Origin of the sequence: Micromonospora sp. NPDC048898 (assembly GCF_043198035.1) — a bacterium.
Lineage (GTDB): Bacteria > Actinomycetota > Actinomycetes > Mycobacteriales > Micromonosporaceae > Micromonospora.
Map to the genome: position 1 here is coordinate 482,963 of NZ_JBICUF010000002.1, position 14,958 is coordinate 497,920.

General features: G+C 69.6%; 13 protein-coding genes. 4 read left to right on the forward strand and 9 right to left on the reverse strand.

Annotated elements, in window-relative coordinates:
• Positions 1–109 precede the first annotated feature (109 nt).
• The gene (locus tag ACGFIQ_RS08960; protein WP_393241506.1) at positions 110–1,132 is read left to right on the forward strand and encodes a glycoside hydrolase family 11 protein; all 1,023 of its coding nucleotides are present in this window, start codon (positions 110–112) and stop codon (positions 1,130–1,132) included.
• A 116-nt stretch (positions 1,133–1,248) separates the two neighbouring features.
• Here ACGFIQ_RS08960 and ACGFIQ_RS08965 read toward each other — a convergent pair whose 3' ends face one another.
• The 6 genes from ACGFIQ_RS08965 to ACGFIQ_RS08990 all read right to left on the reverse strand — a co-directional run bounded on the left by ACGFIQ_RS08965 (position 1,249) and on the right by ACGFIQ_RS08990 (position 7,674).
• Positions 1,249–2,730, reverse strand: coding sequence for a protein kinase (locus ACGFIQ_RS08965; RefSeq protein WP_393241509.1), 1,482 nt, complete (start codon positions 2,728–2,730; stop codon positions 1,249–1,251).
• A gap of 99 nt (positions 2,731–2,829) precedes the next feature.
• Positions 2,830–3,723, reverse strand: coding sequence for an SGNH/GDSL hydrolase family protein (locus ACGFIQ_RS08970; RefSeq protein WP_393241512.1), 894 nt, complete (start codon positions 3,721–3,723; stop codon positions 2,830–2,832).
• Between the two features lie 120 nt (positions 3,724–3,843).
• Entirely contained in the window at positions 3,844–4,518 is a 675-nt protein-coding gene (locus ACGFIQ_RS08975) for a DUF6891 domain-containing protein (protein ID WP_393241515.1), read from the reverse strand.
• A 46-nt stretch (positions 4,519–4,564) separates the two neighbouring features.
• Positions 4,565–5,179, reverse strand: a complete 615-nt coding sequence (locus ACGFIQ_RS08980) for a dihydrofolate reductase family protein (protein ID WP_393241518.1) — start codon at positions 5,177–5,179, stop codon at positions 4,565–4,567.
• A 216-nt stretch (positions 5,180–5,395) separates the two neighbouring features.
• Positions 5,396–6,937 (reverse strand): non-reducing end alpha-L-arabinofuranosidase family hydrolase, encoded by a 1,542-nt coding sequence (locus ACGFIQ_RS08985; RefSeq protein ID WP_393241520.1) that lies wholly within the window; start codon positions 6,935–6,937, stop codon positions 5,396–5,398.
• Positions 6,938–7,365: 428 nt separating this feature from the next.
• Entirely contained in the window at positions 7,366–7,674 is a 309-nt protein-coding gene (locus tag ACGFIQ_RS08990) for a DUF3455 domain-containing protein (RefSeq protein WP_393241523.1), read from the reverse strand.
• Between the two features lie 437 nt (positions 7,675–8,111).
• Between ACGFIQ_RS08990 and ACGFIQ_RS08995 the strand changes: the two genes are divergently transcribed.
• On the forward strand, positions 8,112–8,507 hold the full coding sequence (locus tag ACGFIQ_RS08995; protein WP_393241526.1) for an NUDIX domain-containing protein: 396 nt from the start codon (positions 8,112–8,114) through the stop codon (positions 8,505–8,507).
• A 79-nt stretch (positions 8,508–8,586) separates the two neighbouring features.
• On the opposite strand, the gene ACGFIQ_RS09000 is transcribed toward ACGFIQ_RS08995, so the two are convergent.
• The 3 genes from ACGFIQ_RS09000 to sigJ form a co-directional block, all read right to left on the reverse strand.
• Positions 8,587–10,194, reverse strand: coding sequence for a serine/threonine protein kinase (locus ACGFIQ_RS09000; protein WP_393241529.1), 1,608 nt, complete (start codon positions 10,192–10,194; stop codon positions 8,587–8,589).
• A gap of 761 nt (positions 10,195–10,955) precedes the next feature.
• Positions 10,956–12,242: a hypothetical protein gene (locus tag ACGFIQ_RS09005; RefSeq protein ID WP_393241531.1), complete on the reverse strand. Its 1,287-nt coding sequence runs from the start codon at positions 12,240–12,242 to the stop codon at positions 10,956–10,958.
• 211 nt (positions 12,243–12,453) lie between these two features.
• A complete protein-coding gene (sigJ, locus tag ACGFIQ_RS09010) occupies positions 12,454–13,386 on the reverse strand; it encodes an RNA polymerase sigma factor SigJ (protein ID WP_393241534.1) in 933 nt (310 codons plus the stop codon).
• A gap of 137 nt (positions 13,387–13,523) precedes the next feature.
• Between sigJ and wrbA the strand changes: the two genes are divergently transcribed.
• A complete protein-coding gene (wrbA, locus tag ACGFIQ_RS09015; RefSeq protein WP_393242171.1) occupies positions 13,524–14,135 on the forward strand; it encodes an NAD(P)H:quinone oxidoreductase in 612 nt (203 codons plus the stop codon).
• A gap of 43 nt (positions 14,136–14,178) precedes the next feature.
• On the forward strand, positions 14,179–14,820 hold the full coding sequence (locus ACGFIQ_RS09020) for a hypothetical protein (RefSeq protein ID WP_393241537.1): 642 nt from the start codon (positions 14,179–14,181) through the stop codon (positions 14,818–14,820).
• Positions 14,821–14,958: the final 138 nt, after the last annotated feature.

Consider the following 14,958-nt stretch of genomic DNA (forward strand, 5'->3'; position numbering starts at 1 on the left):
CCCACCACCGAGCGGTACAACGCCGTGGCCGTCACCTGACCACCGGCAGCCTGCCGAGGCGTACCGCGCTGCTGGCCCCCGCCAGCCGTCACGAGGAGGCACCAGTTACATGACCGACACCAGCCACACCACACCAAGAAGGCGCGGCCGCATGCGGCTGCTCCTCGGTGCCGCATGCGCCGTCGTCCTGGCCGTCACCGGCACGATGACGGCCACCAACGCGTACGCCGAGGCCGACCGGACGCTCACCTCGAGCCTCACCGGCACGCACAACGGCTACTACTTCTCCTTCTGGAAGGACAGTGGCAACGCCAGCATGACGCTGCGCGCCGACGGCCGTTACTCCAGCAGTTGGGACCGGAGCACCAACAACTGGGTCGGCGGCAAGGGTTGGGCCACCGGCAGCCGGCGGACCGTCAGCTACTCGGCCACCTACAACCCGGGCAACAACAACACCTACCTCGCCCTGTACGGATGGACGCGCAACCCGCTCATCGAGTACTACGTGGTGGAGAACTTCGGCAACTACAACCCGAGCACCGGCGCCCAGCGACTGGGCACGGTCACCACCGACGGCGGCACCTACGACATCCTGCGCAGCCAGCGGGTCAACGCCCCGTCGATCGACGGCAACCAGACGTTCTACCAGTTCTGGAGCGTCCGTCAGCAGAAGCGCTCCAGCGGCACCATCACCACCGCCAACCACTTCGACGCCTGGGCCCGCGCCGGCCTGAACCTCGGCACCAACCACGCCTACCAGATCATGGCCACCGAGGGTTACCAGAGCAGCGGCAGCTCCGACGTCACCGTCCGCGAGGGCGGCGGCAGCAACCCCACCTCCGGGCCGACCACCGGCAACCCGGGAGGCGGCAACTGCAACGCGACGCTCTCCGCCGGCCAGCAGTGGGGTGACCGGTTCAACCTCAACGTCGCGGTCAGCGGCACCAACAACTGGGTCGTCAGCCTCGGTCTGGGCGGCGGCCAGAGCATCCAGAACAGCTGGAACGCCTCGGTCAGCGGCAGCAGCGGCACCGTCACCGCGACACCGAACGGCAACGGCAACAACTTCGGGATAACGGTCATGGCCAACGGCAACTGGAACTGGCCGACTGTCACCTGCCGTACCAGTTGAACCTGATCAACGTGTGACGCCACAGACCGGCGTGGCGGCTCCGGCCGCCACGCCGGTCGGCGTCCGCGTGCCACTTGGCGCGGCGGTGGCGTGCTCGTGGCCCTCGCCGTCGTCCATCAGCCCGGTGGCGGGGCGGTCCCCCCGGTCGTTCCCGCCGTTGGTTCCCCTGTCGTTTCCTCCGCCGGGCCACCGGAGGGGTCCGCAACCGGCTCGTCCGTCGACTCCTCCGTCGGCGCCGTCGGATCTGCCGTCGGGTCCTCGTCGGCGCTCTCGGAGGTGGCGGGGGCCGGGGTGTCGTCACCGCTGTCGTCAGGCGGTGCGGACTGGTCGGGCCCCGCAGCCGGACCAGAGGCCGTCGGAGTCGGGGATCCGGACGCCCGGACCGGCAGGCCAGCGGGGCCGGTGGTGGCCGGTTGGCCACCACCAAGACCCGGTCCGGCGTCGATGCCGGTGTCAGTGCCGGTATCAGTGTCGGTATCGGTGCCGGTGTCGGTGCCGGTGTCGGTGCCGCCATCGCCCGGCGCCGAGGGCGACACCGCGGGCGGCGTCGAGGGTCGCCCGGTCGGGCCGGGCAGCATCCCGGTGGGGTCGGCGAACACCAGGACGGCAGCCGCGGCGGCCACCGTCCCGAGCAGCACCGCGAGGGCCGGAGACCCGGAACTCCCCGCCCGACCCGGCGCACCGCCGTGGCCCGGCCGGAGGACTGCCGTCTGCTCGTCTCGTGCCCCGATCGAGGTCGCCCCGGCGGCGGTCCGGACCAGGTGGTCGGACGGGTCCGCGAGGGTCTGCGCCGCGGTGGCCATGGCCGCCGCCGTCGGGAATCGGCGGGCGGGCTCCTTGGCCATCGCGGTGGCGACCAACCGCCGCACCGCCGCCGGGGTGCCGTCGGGCAACGGCGCCGGGTCCTCCTCAAGGTGCCGCAGCGCCACCGCGACCGCGTTCTCGCCCTGGTGCGGGGGCCTCCCGGAGAGGCAGTGGTAGACGACGGCACCCAACGCGTAGATGTCGATCGGCGGGCCGATCTCGTTCTTCGAGATCTGCTCCGGCGCCATGTACAGGGCGGTGCCGACGACCTGGTTCGTGCCGGTCAGGCTCGCCGCCTCCTGGGTCACGGCAACCCCGAAATCGACGAGTACGACGTGCCCGTCCGGCTCGATGATCAGATTGTTGGGTTTGACGTCCCGGTGGACGACGCCTGCGTCATGGGCGGCCTGGAGGGCGCGGGCGGTCTGCGCGGCGATCGACATCGTCTCGGCCACGCTCAGTCGGCCGGCCTCGGCGATCCGCTCCGACAGGGGCTGGCCCTGCACGCACTCCATCACGATGTAGGCGAGGACCTGCTCGCCGGGGCGGGACACCTCGCCGTAGTCGTAGACCTGGGCGACACCCGGGTGACGCAGGGCCGCCATCGCGCGCGCCTCGCGGCGGAACCGCTCGCCGAAGCCGGCGTCGCTGACCAGCCGAGCCTGCAGCGTCTTGACCGCCACGCAGCGGTCCAGGGTCTCGTCGACCGCCCGCCACACGTCGCCCATGCCGCCGCTGGCGATGCTTTCGACCAGGCGGTAACGGTCTCCGACGAGTTGCCCCATACTCGGCATAAAACCTCCCGTACCCCGGATCCGCCGATCCCAAGCGCCCTCTCGCCGTGCCCGGCCCCGCGCGACGCGACGGGGCCGGGTCGAGCACGTTCCCGCCGGTCAGTTGGCCAGGGTGCTGAGCAGGGCGTTTGCCATGCCCTGCTCACCCCGGGCGTTCGGGTGGAAGGGGGCGGCCGAGTTCTGTGGCACCAGCCCCTCGATCCACCGGGTGCCGCTGCCCTTGCACGCGTCGCGCCCGATCGACGGGGCGTAGACGTCGGCGTAGGTGGCGCCGTTGGCGGTCGCGACGCTGGCCAGCATCGCGTTGAGGGACTTCTCGACGCCGCGCAGGTACGGCACGTCCTGGTAGGCGATCGGGACGACGGGCCAGCAGCCGTAACCGGTGTCCGGCAGGATCGCCGGGTAGCCGAGGACCACGACCCGCGCGCCCGGAGCGGCCCGACGGACCCCCTGTAGCACGGCTGTCACCTTCGGCGTGGCGGCGACGATCCGCGCCTGCAACTGGTCGACACCTCCGGCGGTGTACCGGTTCTTGCACGGTGACCCGAGCGGACTGCTGAGGCTCGCCTGCACACAGTCGCCGATGATGTCGGCGAAGCCGATGTCGTTGCCGCCGATCTGCACCGTCACCAGGGCCGTGGTCGACGTGACCGCGTTGAGCTGCGGTGGCAGCGTGCTGCCCAACTGGCCGCTGCCACCGTAGAGGATGTCGTCGGTGGTGGCACCGGAGCAGCTCACGTCGGCGAACGACGACGAGCCGGCGGAGGCGGCCACCAGCGAGGGGTAGTTGCGGTTGGAGCGTAGGCAGTTCAGGTCGACCTGGGTGGGGATCAGCGGGCCGGCCGTGTACGAGTCGCCCAGCGCGACGTATCGGCCGGTGGGCACGGCGGCGCTGGCGGGTGTGGCGACGGTGAGCAGCACACCGACGGTGGCCACGGCGAGTGCGGCCAACCGGGTGGCTGCCCGCAGGCGGGGCAGGCGGGGACGGGTCATGACGCCTCCCAGAGGGGATCACGGTGGTGGTGCCGAGATCCTGTCGCCGCCGACGCCGCACGTCAATATCGATGGGCCTCACTAAATGCTGGTCCGAGGTGTGGCATGACCCGGTGGTGCTCAGCCCAGGGGCGCATACCACTGGGCGCCGGTGACCCGGACCCGCCTGGACTGCTTGCGGTTCCACTCGACCCGCATGCCGTGCTCGCGCAGCACCGGGAACACGGTGTCGTCCAGCAGCCGCTCCAGGTCGGCCTGGTAGCGGGCCTGCTGCTCGGCCTCCGAAAGGTGCTCGTAGGCGACCTCGTCGAAGTCGGCCGGAGGGTAGGCGCCGTAGCCGAGGTAGACCTCCCCGTCCTCGCTGGCGAGCAACGACTCGGTGTCCTGCTGGTGGTACCAGAGATAGCCGTGCCAGTGCCGGGAGTCGTCGCGCTCGTCGTGGATCTCGGCGCTCGCGCAGGTGCCGCAGCAGCTGAAATTCTCCCGGGCCAACACGCCCCGCTCGTTGAGCTCGGCGAAGGCGCGGGTGAGGTTGCCGCGCACCTCGCCCCACTCCCGTTGCTGCGCCCGGCGAACGACCAACGCCCTCTCGTACGCCGCGGTGAGCTCCTCGTCCGTGGTGCCGCTGCGCTCCTCCTCGTCGTCGAAGAAGTCGACGAACTCGGCGGCGTCATCCTCACCACGAACGATCCAGGCCCAGAGCTCGGCCTCGATCGCAGCGCGGCCCGGCTCGGGGATCCGGTCGGTCAGGAACCTGGCGCCCTCGGGGCGATCGTTGTACGTCCATCCAGTCACGACGCCGATCGTCACACGGGACTACGACGCTCTTGGCGGAGGGCGGCTACCGTCCGGCCGGCACCTGGTCCTTGATGTCCTCGTAGCCGACCGCACCCGGCGCCGCGCCCGGGGCGTAGATCACCCGGAGCACACCTGTCGGGAACACCTCGGTCGCCACCACCCGCAGGTGGTACGCCGTGTCACCCTCGTCGAACAGCTTGCGACCCTTGCGCGCCGCCACCGGGTGCACCAGCAGCCGCAGCTCGTCGACCAGCCCGGCGGCGAGCAACTGCTGCACCACGGAGATCGACCCGGGGATGAGGATGCCGCGCACCCCGTCGTCGGCCCTGAGCGACCTGACGGCGTCGAGGAGGTCACCGGCGATCAGCTCCGAGTTGCGCCAGGAGAACTCCAGTGGCTGGCGGGACACGACGACCTTGCGCATGTTGCCGAGTTGCTTGGCGAACGGCGCGTCCTCCCCGCCCGCGGCCTCCCGACCGGGCCAGGCGCCGGCGAAGCTGTCGTAGGTCTCCCGGCCGATCAGCAGCACGTCGGCGGTGTCGTAGTCCTCGGTGACGGCACGGCCCATGTTGTCGTCGAAGTAGGGAAAGTGCCAGTCGGGGTCGATCTCGGCCACACCGTCGGCCGAGATGAACAGCGTGGAGATGACAGGTGCCATCGGGTAACCCTTCAGTTCAGGTGATGTCGCAGGCAGACCGGCGCATCATCCCAAACTCTCCGGCCAGAGTCCGTCCCGAGGAGAATGTGGGCGTTTCGAACTCGTGGCGGGACGCCCGTACACCCCGGGCCGGAACCTCCGAGTGACGCCAGGCCGACGCACGATCGGGCGGGCTCGGCGTAACGCCGAGCCCGCCCGTTTCGCGGTCAGGCAGTGTCAGCGCTGCAGGGTCAACAGACCCGGCCGGTACGGCAGGAGGCCGTAGGGGACACCGTCGGAGCTGGGCGAACGACCCTGGTAGAGCAACTGCAGGTTGCAGGCGTCGACGGTCATGGTCTGGTCGGCGCTGGTGCGCAGCAGCTCACCGTGGCTGATGTCGTTGGTCCAGGTGGCACCACTGTTGAGCTTGGCGGCGAACGGGTTGCTCTGCGTCGCGGCCTGCGGCGTCCACGTACCGTTCAGGCTGGTCGACGTGAACGAGCGGAAGTAGCGGCCGGTCGAACCGATCGCCTCGACGATCATGAGGTACTTGTTCAGACCCTGCAGCTTGTAGACCTGCGGAGCCTCGAACAGGTTGTTCTGCGTGTCGCTCATGATGGTCGTGTAGCTGCTGCCGAAGTTGCCGGGGAAGTTCCCGATCGGCATGCTGGTCCGGTAGATCTTGCCGTTGTCACCGGCGAAGAACAGGTACATGGTCGTGTCGTCGGCGATGACCGTCTGGTCGATCGGCCCCGTACCCGAACCGGTGATGCTCCCGGTGAACATCGGCTGCGCCGCCGACCAGCCATTCGGGTTGGTCGGGTTGGTCGAGGTCCGGTAGTGGAACGCCGCCCCGGCCCCCCACTGGTAGGTGAGCACCCAGATGTTCTTCGGCGCGAAGTAGAACAACGACGGCGCGACGGTCCCCGCGTTCATCCCGGTCTGGGTGGCCGAGGCCATCTGCGACCAGTTCGAGAACAGACTGAAGTTCATCGAACCCCAGCTGTCGCCGAAGTCGTGCGTGGTCGCGTAGACGAGCTGCTGGCCGTTGAACGGGGCGACGGTGAAGTCCTTGAGCGACACCCAACCCGACTTCGGAGTCGCCAACACGCCACTCGACGACCAGCGGTACGTCGAGGGAAGGTCACACACGCCACCCGGCGGCGGTGACGTCGGTGGCGGCGTGGTGGGGTCGCCCCCGCCGACGCGGACGAACTGCCACTGCTGGTTGGTGCCGTTCCAGTCGTCGTACTGCACGATGTTGCCACCGTCGGCGGTCGAGGCGCCCTGCACCTCCATCACCTTGTTGCTGTTGCGGTTGATCAACCGGACGTAGCCGCTGTCCGAGTCGGCCAACCGGAACTGCTGGTTGGTGCCGTTGTTGTCGCTCCACTGCACGATCGGCCCGCCGTTGGCGGTGGAGCGGCCGGAGACGTCAAGCACCTTGCCGGACAGCCGCGACTTCACCCGGTAGTAGCCACCGCCGGAGTCGACGAACTGCCACTGCTGCTGGTTGCCGTTGTTGCGGGTCCACTGGGTGATCCGGGCACCGTCGTTCGTGGCCAGGTTGTACACGTCCAGGGCCTTGTTGCTGTTGCGGTTGATCAGCACGTACCACGCGCTCGTGTCGACCGTCGCTGCGGCAGCGGGCGACGACACCACCGCTACGGCGGCACCGCCGACCAGCATCGCCGCCGCGCCAGCGGCGATAATGCGGGGCAACCACCAACGCCGCCGCGTCGGCGGCGCGATCGATGGAGACCTATCGAGGGCAGACATGATCCTCCTTCAGTGACCAAAGCCAAACGGCCTGCCCGAGATGGGCGCACCGCGACACGTGCCCGGGCGCATGCGTCGAGGAAGTTAGCGCTAACAAGACGCCTGCACACCCTGACGCACGCCTGGTTCGAGGTCGACGAAGCAGGCTTCCCCGGCAAGCCAATGGTGTCGTCGTCCTTAGCCATCGACTGTGAGCGATAACATGCCGTTCGTCAAGACGTAACGTGCTGGGAACATCAGGCGGTGGCGCGCGGCGGGCTCCTGGCGCGATGACTTCTCACTGATCAACCACAGACCGCCACCCAACTCGTCGGGGCAGGACTGCGGCCGGACCCTTGAGGACGACCGATGGTCTACGTTAACATCGATGGCCACGCATGAGGCAAGGTCGCTGGCCCCCGGCGGTCGGCGGCACCGGGACCAGGCCGTCAGCGCTTCGCCGTCCAGAAGACGTAGACCGCCCCGTACGGCACGGCCGCCGTCGCGCCGTCGACACAGTCGCCGACCGGGGCGACGCCACCCGAGGTCAACAGACGGCTGATGTACGCGACGTTGCCGAGAATGCCGGTGCCGCTGTGGGTGTCCACGGTCAACAGCAACTCGGGAATCGTCCCCGGCCGCGGGCTCTCCGCGGTCTTCTTCGCCTTGATCAGTGAGCCGTCCCGCTCGGACTGCCAACTCGGGCCCCCGAAGTGGTGGACCCGTCCGCCCGTGCCGATGAGCTGAGCCTCCGGCACGGACGCGCATCCGCACCCACTTTCCTTCTGCACGGACAGAATGCGCAGACCGATCAATGTTTCGCCGAATTTTGCACGGACGGGTCCGCGCCGGCCCCGATCGTCCTCGCCGGACCGGGCGTCGTTCGTTCCCGTCTCGCGACGTGCCGACGACGACTACGGTCGCTTCGACCTGGCAGGCTCCGGTGTGCGCAGCATTGGTGATACCGGAGTTCCGGATCGGCTCCGTCCACGACCCGATCGCCCGGCTGGAGCGATGCGGCGTCTACGCTGGGGGCCTGCGGGAGTTTCCCCAGCCGAGCACCGTCGTGGCCTGCTCGGTCACTGGGCCGCACTGTGCGCGGAATTCGCCGCTGAGCCGGCACTGATCGAGCACAGTGTTGTGCACATCGCGACCGCATCAAGTCAATTGTCGATCACATGGGCGAGAGGCGAGAATGCGGGTCATCGACAAACTCGCGTGGGTGCACGTGACAGACGGCAAGATCCTGAGCACCAGGTCGTACGGCAGGGATGCCTGGTACATTCCGGGCGGCAAGCGGGAACAGGGCGAGACGGACCACGAGGCTCTCCAGCGGGAAATCCGCGAAGAGCTCTGCGTCGAGCTGATCCGTGAGTCAATCGAGCCGATGAAGGTCTTCGAGGCCCAGGCACACGGAAATGCTGCGGGCGTCATCGTCCGGATGACCTGCTATCGCGCCGATTACCAGGGTGACCTCACGCCCGGTTCGGAGATCGAGGAGATGTCCTGGCTCGACTACTCCGGCAGGGAGAAATCATCCACAGTGGATGGACTGATCTTCGACTGGCTGCGCGACCGCGGCGAACTCTAGATCACTGCGAACCGGCCGACGGCCCATTCCGTGCCGGAGTTCCACGGCTGGCAATGGCGAAATGCCACGCCGACTCTCGTCAGACCGCGCCCCGGTCGACAAAGCTGAAGGTGGTGTCGAGCGGGGCGTCACCGAGAAACTCGACGAATATCTCCTTCCTGGTCGGGCTCCACTGCACCGGGCCGTACTCGTCGTTGACGATGGCGTAGGAGGTGCGCCCCTTGTCGTCCCTGCCCTCGCGGGATATCGCGAACAGGGTTGCCTTGGTCGGCCGGCAGTCGGCTCCCACAAGCGACTTTTCCCCCTCCGCGTCTCTCTTGACGCCGAGGCACGGTCGGTGGGCGATCTCCGGGTTCACCGACTTGATCATGAAGTCGACACCGACCGGTTCGAGCACGAAGAGCGCCTCCTTGCCGGTCCCGTCGCCGGTCTCGAGCTCGCCGTGCGACGGCAGCGACAGGTCACGGTCGATCTCCACCACGTGCAGCAGGATTCGCCGCTGCCCGGCAAGGATGGCCTCAGTGGGGTCCGCGGCGGCCGACGGTGACCCGGTCGACGGGGCCGCTGCCGGCGTGGACGCGGCGGCCGACGCACCGCCCGCTGCCGGGCTCCCTGCCGCAGTCGAACCGGTCGGGCCCGGTTTGGCCTGGTCGTCCAGCAGCTTCGGGCCGAACCGGAAGGCGGGCACCAGCACCGCGATCACCGCGGCGACCGACCCCAGAGCGATGAGCCAGCCACGCCGTCTCGAGCCCGCGCCTCCGGCCGACGGCGTCGAACGCCGCCCCTGGTCGGCACCATCGCCGGCGCGCACCGCGCGCACCGTCGACAGCTCCGCCAGACGTTGGGCCGCCCCGGCGGCACCCCCCTGGTCCGCTACGGTCAACAGCCCGTCGAGCAGCCCCCGGGCGGTGGGCCGGGCGGCGGGATCCTTCTCCAGGGCCCGGGAGACCAACTCCCGCAACGCACCATCGAGGCCGGTCAGGTCCGGCGGTTGCGTGAGGATCCGCATCGCGGTGGCGGTAGGGGAGTCGCCCCCGAACGGGTTACGGCCGGTCGCGGCGTGAGCGACGAGGGCACCCCAGGCGAAGATGTCCGCCGGGGGGCCCACCGGGTGGCCGGACGTCGCATCGAACCGCTCCGGGGCCATGTACGAGACGGTCCCGACCACCTGGTTGGTCCGGGTGTGCTGACTCGTCGCCTCGAACGCCCGGGCGATGCCGAAGTCGATGACCTTGATGCCGCCCGGTGCGACCAGGACGTTCGCCGGCTTGAGGTCCCGGTGGATCACTCCGGCGCCATGGATGGCGGTGAGCGCGGTAGCCACCCCGACCGCGATGCTGTGCACCTGCGCGGCCCCCAGCGGCCCCTGCTCCCGGATCACCTGCGCGAGGCTGGGACCCTCGACGTACTCCACCACCAGGTACGGCGGGTTGTGGTCCGGGTCGGCGTCCAGGACCTCGGCGGTGCAGAACGGTGGCACCTGGCGGGCGCGGTTCACCTCGCTGCGGAACCGGCCACGGAACTCCTCGTCGTGCGAGAACTCCGGGCGGACGACCTTGACCGCCACCCGCCGTCCCTGTGGTGACCGGGCCAGGAAGACAGTGCCCATGCCGCCGTCGCCGAGCCGGTCGAGCACGTCGTACCCACCGAGGCGGGTCGGGTCCCCCGGACGCAAGCCGTCGCTCACGTCGATTGCCCGCGGGCCGCGACCGCCGCGTGAGCCGTTCCGCCTATCACCCGTACCCCTTAGGTCACTCGGACGCCGCCCCGCAGCCTATCGTCCACCCACCAAACCCCGTCGATGCCGTCCGCCCACACCCTGGTCTGGCGAAACTATCCTCGGGCCGTGGTTCCGCGTCGCGGAGGACGCCGGACCGGGCCGCCCGCCGTGGTCCGCGGTTCCGCGGAACACCACCGGTTCCCGGGCCTCACAGCTTTCCGACAACTCTTCGTGATCCTTGCTGCACGTTCACGCTCAGCAAGGGAGAAACAGTGACGGTCAGATCTGCGGGCCTCGGTCTGCTGGCGTTTGTCGCAGTCCTCGGTCTCGGTGGCTGCTCCGGCGGTGAGCCTGAGGCGCGACCGCCTCAGGTGGCCACCGGCGCCAAGCCCGCGACCTCCGCCGCCGGGTCCGCGTCCGCGTCGGTACCCGCCAGGGAACGCCCCCGGCAGCGCCTCGACGACACCGACGCGGACTACCAGGCGCTCCTGCAGCCGTACAAGAAGAACTGCCAGCGCGGTCGCCGCGCAGCGGTAGTGGCGCCGGAGCGCTGGTCACGTGGTGGCCAGCGCTTCGGTCGGCGTCAGTCGGGCGGCACACATCGACGGGTACACACCGGCGAGGACGCCGACCAGGACCACTGCCGCCTCCGCCAACCTCGGAGCAACGGGCGGCCCGGCCGCGGAGGCCGGACCGCCCGGGTGTCGCCGAAACGGCGTCGAGGAACGTCAGCAGGACTCGATCCAGCGTGACCGCACGCCCGCGTCCAGCGTCACCTCATCACCCGTAGCCACGGTGACCCAGTCGGTGTAGCCGTAGTTGGCGCCCCCTGTCTCGTTCCAGTAGTAGACCAGGTCCGAGTCGACGGAGTCGATGAACTCGTGCGGGTCATACACGTGGAACTGCACACGGTAGGTGCCCGAGCGGACGTACGCGGTGAAGGTGCCGTCGGGGTTGATAAAGGTGAGCCCGCCGGAGCCAGACTGACCTGGGGCCGTCACCACCTCGATGCGGAAGATGCCCTCGGAGCCGACCGGGGCACCCACCTCGCACGCGTCCCATGCGCGGTTGTTGTTGCCGTCCACCCAGACGGTGCCGCGGATGATGGCACCCTGTTCGACGGTGACGGTGTGCCGCGCGGTGTTGTTGTCCAGGGTGGTCTCCGGCACGGTCGTCGCGGCGGTCGCCTCCACCGTCACGACGTCGCCGACCGTGGTGGCGCTGAGCATCCCGCCGTAGTGCAGCTGCTCGCTCGTCTGGCCCGGCCGCAGCGGGGCGTGCACGCAGCGCCAGCCGGTCTGGCCGTCGGCAACGCCGTCGCCGAATGCGCAGTCCCACCCCTCGCTCGATGTCTCCGAGCCCTGCAACCCGGCAGGTACCTGGATGGTGACGGTCACCTCGCCCGACGGCGAGTTCCCGGTGTTCCGGACGGACGCCGAGACATTCACATACTCGTTCGGGAGCAGTTGCTGGCTGTTTCCGGCGGGCACGAACTCGAGGTCCACGGTGCTGGGCACGTAACGCACGCTCGCCCGGCCGGTGTTGTTGGTGGTCGTCGAGTCCGTACGGGTCGACGCCGTGGCGGTGACGGTCAGCGTGTCGCCGGCGGTACCGGCCGGAAGCCCGAACGGGATGTTCAGCGCGTCGGCGACCTCCCCGGCGGCCAGGGGAGCATGGGTGCAGGTCGCGGAGCCCGTGAGATCGCAGTGCCAGCTCGGCGGAATCAGCACCCCGTCGGTGGGAAACCAGGCTCCCGACGGCAGCGTGAACGCCACTGTCACATCCTGGCTGGCCCGGGTGCCGGAATTGCGCACGTCGAGCGTCAGGGTCGACCAGCCACCGCTGGCCGGCACCTCGACCGGGCCGACGGACGCGGCGACCACCAGGTCCGCCCGGGAGGCGGCGGCGCCGGCCGGGGCGGCGGGAAGCAGACCGGCACCGAGACCGGCCAGCGCGCCGACCAGGAGACTGCTACGGAGCAGGTGACGTCGGGTGGAGCGAAGACGAACGGACATCAGGTCCTAACGTCGGAGGGATCGACCGGGCCGGCCGGCCCGAATCGTCGGGATCGTCGGCGTCCCTCGGGTTGAGCGCGAAGATCGTGTTCACTGTTACGTCCGTTCCGGCTCTCGTCCGACACCGGCACACGCCTGACTTCCGGCCCTTCGTCCGGCGGGCCGACAACAACGCAGCCGACCGGCCTGGCTGCTGTCGCTTCCGGAGCTGTCAGCCAGTGGTCCAGGAGCGGAGCTTGTCCGGGTTGAGTACGGCCCAGATGTGGTTGATGTGGTCGCCGGTGACGTCGAACGCCATCACCGACACGGTGACGCCGTCCCGCTGAGCCACCAGACCGGGCTGACCGTTGACCGTGCACTCCTGGAGCGTTATGCCGGCCGCCACGGTGGGTCGGCCGACGAAGAAGCGGGCGACCTGCTCCGCGCCCTCGACCGGGCGGAGCGCGGCGGTGACCAGCCCTCCGCCGTCACCGGTCGCCGTGACGTCGGGGGCCAGCAGGCCGATGAGTGCGTCGATGTCCCTGGCCTCCCACGCGCGCTTGAAGGCCCGGACGACGTCGGCACGTCGGGCTGACGAGCCCGCGTCAGGCCGCGGGGCGCGGATGCGCCGGCGGGCCGACGCGGCGAGCTGACGGCATGCCGCCGGACTACGGCCGAGAATCGCGGCCACGTCGGCGAAGGGGTAGCCGAAGACGTCGTGCAGGATGAACGCGACCCGCTCGGCAGGGGTCATCGCGTCGAGCACGACCAGGAAGGCCATGCTGACCGACTCGTCGAGGGTGACCCGGTCGGCCGGATCGACACCGCCGCCGGACCACCCGCTGATCCACTCCGCCCGGTCGGGCAGCGGCTCCGGGATCCATTCGCCCACGTAACGCTCGTGCCTGATCCGCGCCGAGCGGAGCAGGTCCAGGCAGATACGGCTGGCAACGGTCGTCAGCCAGGCACCGGGAGAGTCGATGTCCTCCTGCTGCCGGGGGGACATGGCGTACCAGCGGGCGTAGGTCTCCTGTACGACGTCCTCCGCGTCGGCCAGGGAGCCCAGCAGCCGGTACGCGAGGTTGGTCAGCTGACGCCGCTCGCTGATGATCCCGCTCAGGCTCGGGTCGGGCCGGCCGTGTCCCGACTCGGACGGGTTGGTCATGGGTTCACCCCGCTCCTTGGACGATCTGGCTCATCTCTCACGACGAACGGTCGCCCCGAATCGTGAGGTCCGCACGGCGCCTCACATCTCGTCGGGCTGCCTCGTCGTACCGGTCAGAACCGCACAGGAAGGAACCGATTGTGGAACCCGTACACGTCGCGATCATCTACTACAGCTCCACCGGCACCATCCACACGTTGGCGCAGGCCGCCGCCGAAGGCGCCGGGAAGGCCGGCGCCACCGTACGACTGCGCAAGGTCGCCGAAACCGCCCCGCCGGAGGCGGTCAGCGCCAAGCCGGAATGGGACCGACACCTGAAGGACACCGCGGACATCGCCGAGGCCAGCCACAACGATCTGGATTGGGCTGACGCGGTGCTGTTCGGCACTCCCACCCGCTACGGCAACCCGGCCAGCCAGCTGCGCGCATTCATCGACACCACGGGCCCGTTGTGGTTCCAGGGCAAGCTCGCCGACAAGGTGTACTCGGCCTTCACCTCCTCAAGCACCGCTCACGGCGGACAGGAGTCCACCCTGCTGGCGCTGGCGAACACGTTCTGCCACTGGGGCGGCATCATCGTGCCCCCCGGCTACACCGACCCCATCCAGTTCCAGTCCGGCAACCCCTACGGCACCTCCCACGTGGCCGGCGACGGCCCGCCCGGCGAGGTGATCCTGCAGGCAGCCCGCCACCAGGCCCGCCGGGTCGTCGACATCGCCGCCTACCTCAGGGCCGGCCGCGCCGCCTGATCGGGCGGGGACACAAGTCGGTCACCTCGCGTACGGTCTTCCAATGGTCGTACGGCTCCTGGCGCTCCTCCGCCCGCCACTTGTCGTCTGCGGACACGCGGTTGCCCTGGTGTTGCTCGCCCTGGACGCGCGCCACGAATGGAGTGCGTACGGGCTGGTCGTGCTTTTCCTGTTGCTCGGTGCGCTTGCCGCGATACCAGCGGCGCTTGTCGGCTCCCCGGGGTTCCGGCGGATCAGCCTGGTCGCACAGACCGTCGGGGCCGGCGTCGTCGCGTTGGCTCTCCATGACTCGGCCGACAAGCGGGCTCTCTGGGTGTATGCGCTATCCGCCCTGGTGGCGGTGATCTCGCCGACCAGCCGGCCAGGGCTCGGCCGGACGACCGTGATCGGCGTGGGGTCGGCAGTAGTGCTCACAGTCGGCGTGTCGGCTCCCGCACTGGCCTGGGGTGGTCCGCAGCCCGAAGCGGTGGTTTGCGTGCGGCAGGGGGAGTCCGCTCATGAACTGGTGCGCCAGAGCCACCACTTCGACCCGAATCACGTCATTGCGGGCTTCGGGTCAGAAGGGCCGCAAGCGCCGTGCCTGGAGGTGCTGTTCGATCCCGGTGCCACCGCTGGCGACGCCGACGACGTCGTCCACCGCTACTCCGCCGACCCGAGGGTCCTGTCCGTCAGCCGGGCACGCTGACACTCGGCCCACCCGCCTGCCTACTGCTGGCGCCGTGTCCCGGCGCACACCTCTCTCCGACGTCGGCATGTTCGTCGATGCCGAACGTCACACCGCTCGCATCTTTGACGTTTCTCCGTCGGGATCAAACCGAACGCA

Bases quoted from the DNA above. Each gene is read 5' to 3' on its own strand.
- ACGFIQ_RS08960 (WP_393241506.1), top strand. From the start codon at position 110: ATGACCGACACCAGCCACACCACACCAAGAAGGCGCGGCCGCATGCGG.
- ACGFIQ_RS08965 (WP_393241509.1), bottom strand. From the start codon at position 2,730: ATGCCGAGTATGGGGCAACTCGTCGGAGACCGTTACCGCCTGGTCGAA.
- ACGFIQ_RS08970 (WP_393241512.1), bottom strand. From the start codon at position 3,723: ATGACCCGTCCCCGCCTGCCCCGCCTGCGGGCAGCCACCCGGTTGGCC.
- ACGFIQ_RS08980 (WP_393241518.1), bottom strand. From the start codon at position 5,179: ATGGCACCTGTCATCTCCACGCTGTTCATCTCGGCCGACGGTGTGGCC.
- ACGFIQ_RS08985 (WP_393241520.1), bottom strand. From the start codon at position 6,937: ATGTCTGCCCTCGATAGGTCTCCATCGATCGCGCCGCCGACGCGGCGG.
- ACGFIQ_RS08995 (WP_393241526.1), top strand. From the start codon at position 8,112: ATGCGGGTCATCGACAAACTCGCGTGGGTGCACGTGACAGACGGCAAG.
- ACGFIQ_RS09005 (WP_393241531.1), bottom strand. From the start codon at position 12,242: ATGTCCGTTCGTCTTCGCTCCACCCGACGTCACCTGCTCCGTAGCAGT.
- sigJ (WP_393241534.1), bottom strand. From the start codon at position 13,386: ATGACCAACCCGTCCGAGTCGGGACACGGCCGGCCCGACCCGAGCCTG.
- ACGFIQ_RS09020 (WP_393241537.1), top strand. From the start codon at position 14,179: ATGGTCGTACGGCTCCTGGCGCTCCTCCGCCCGCCACTTGTCGTCTGC.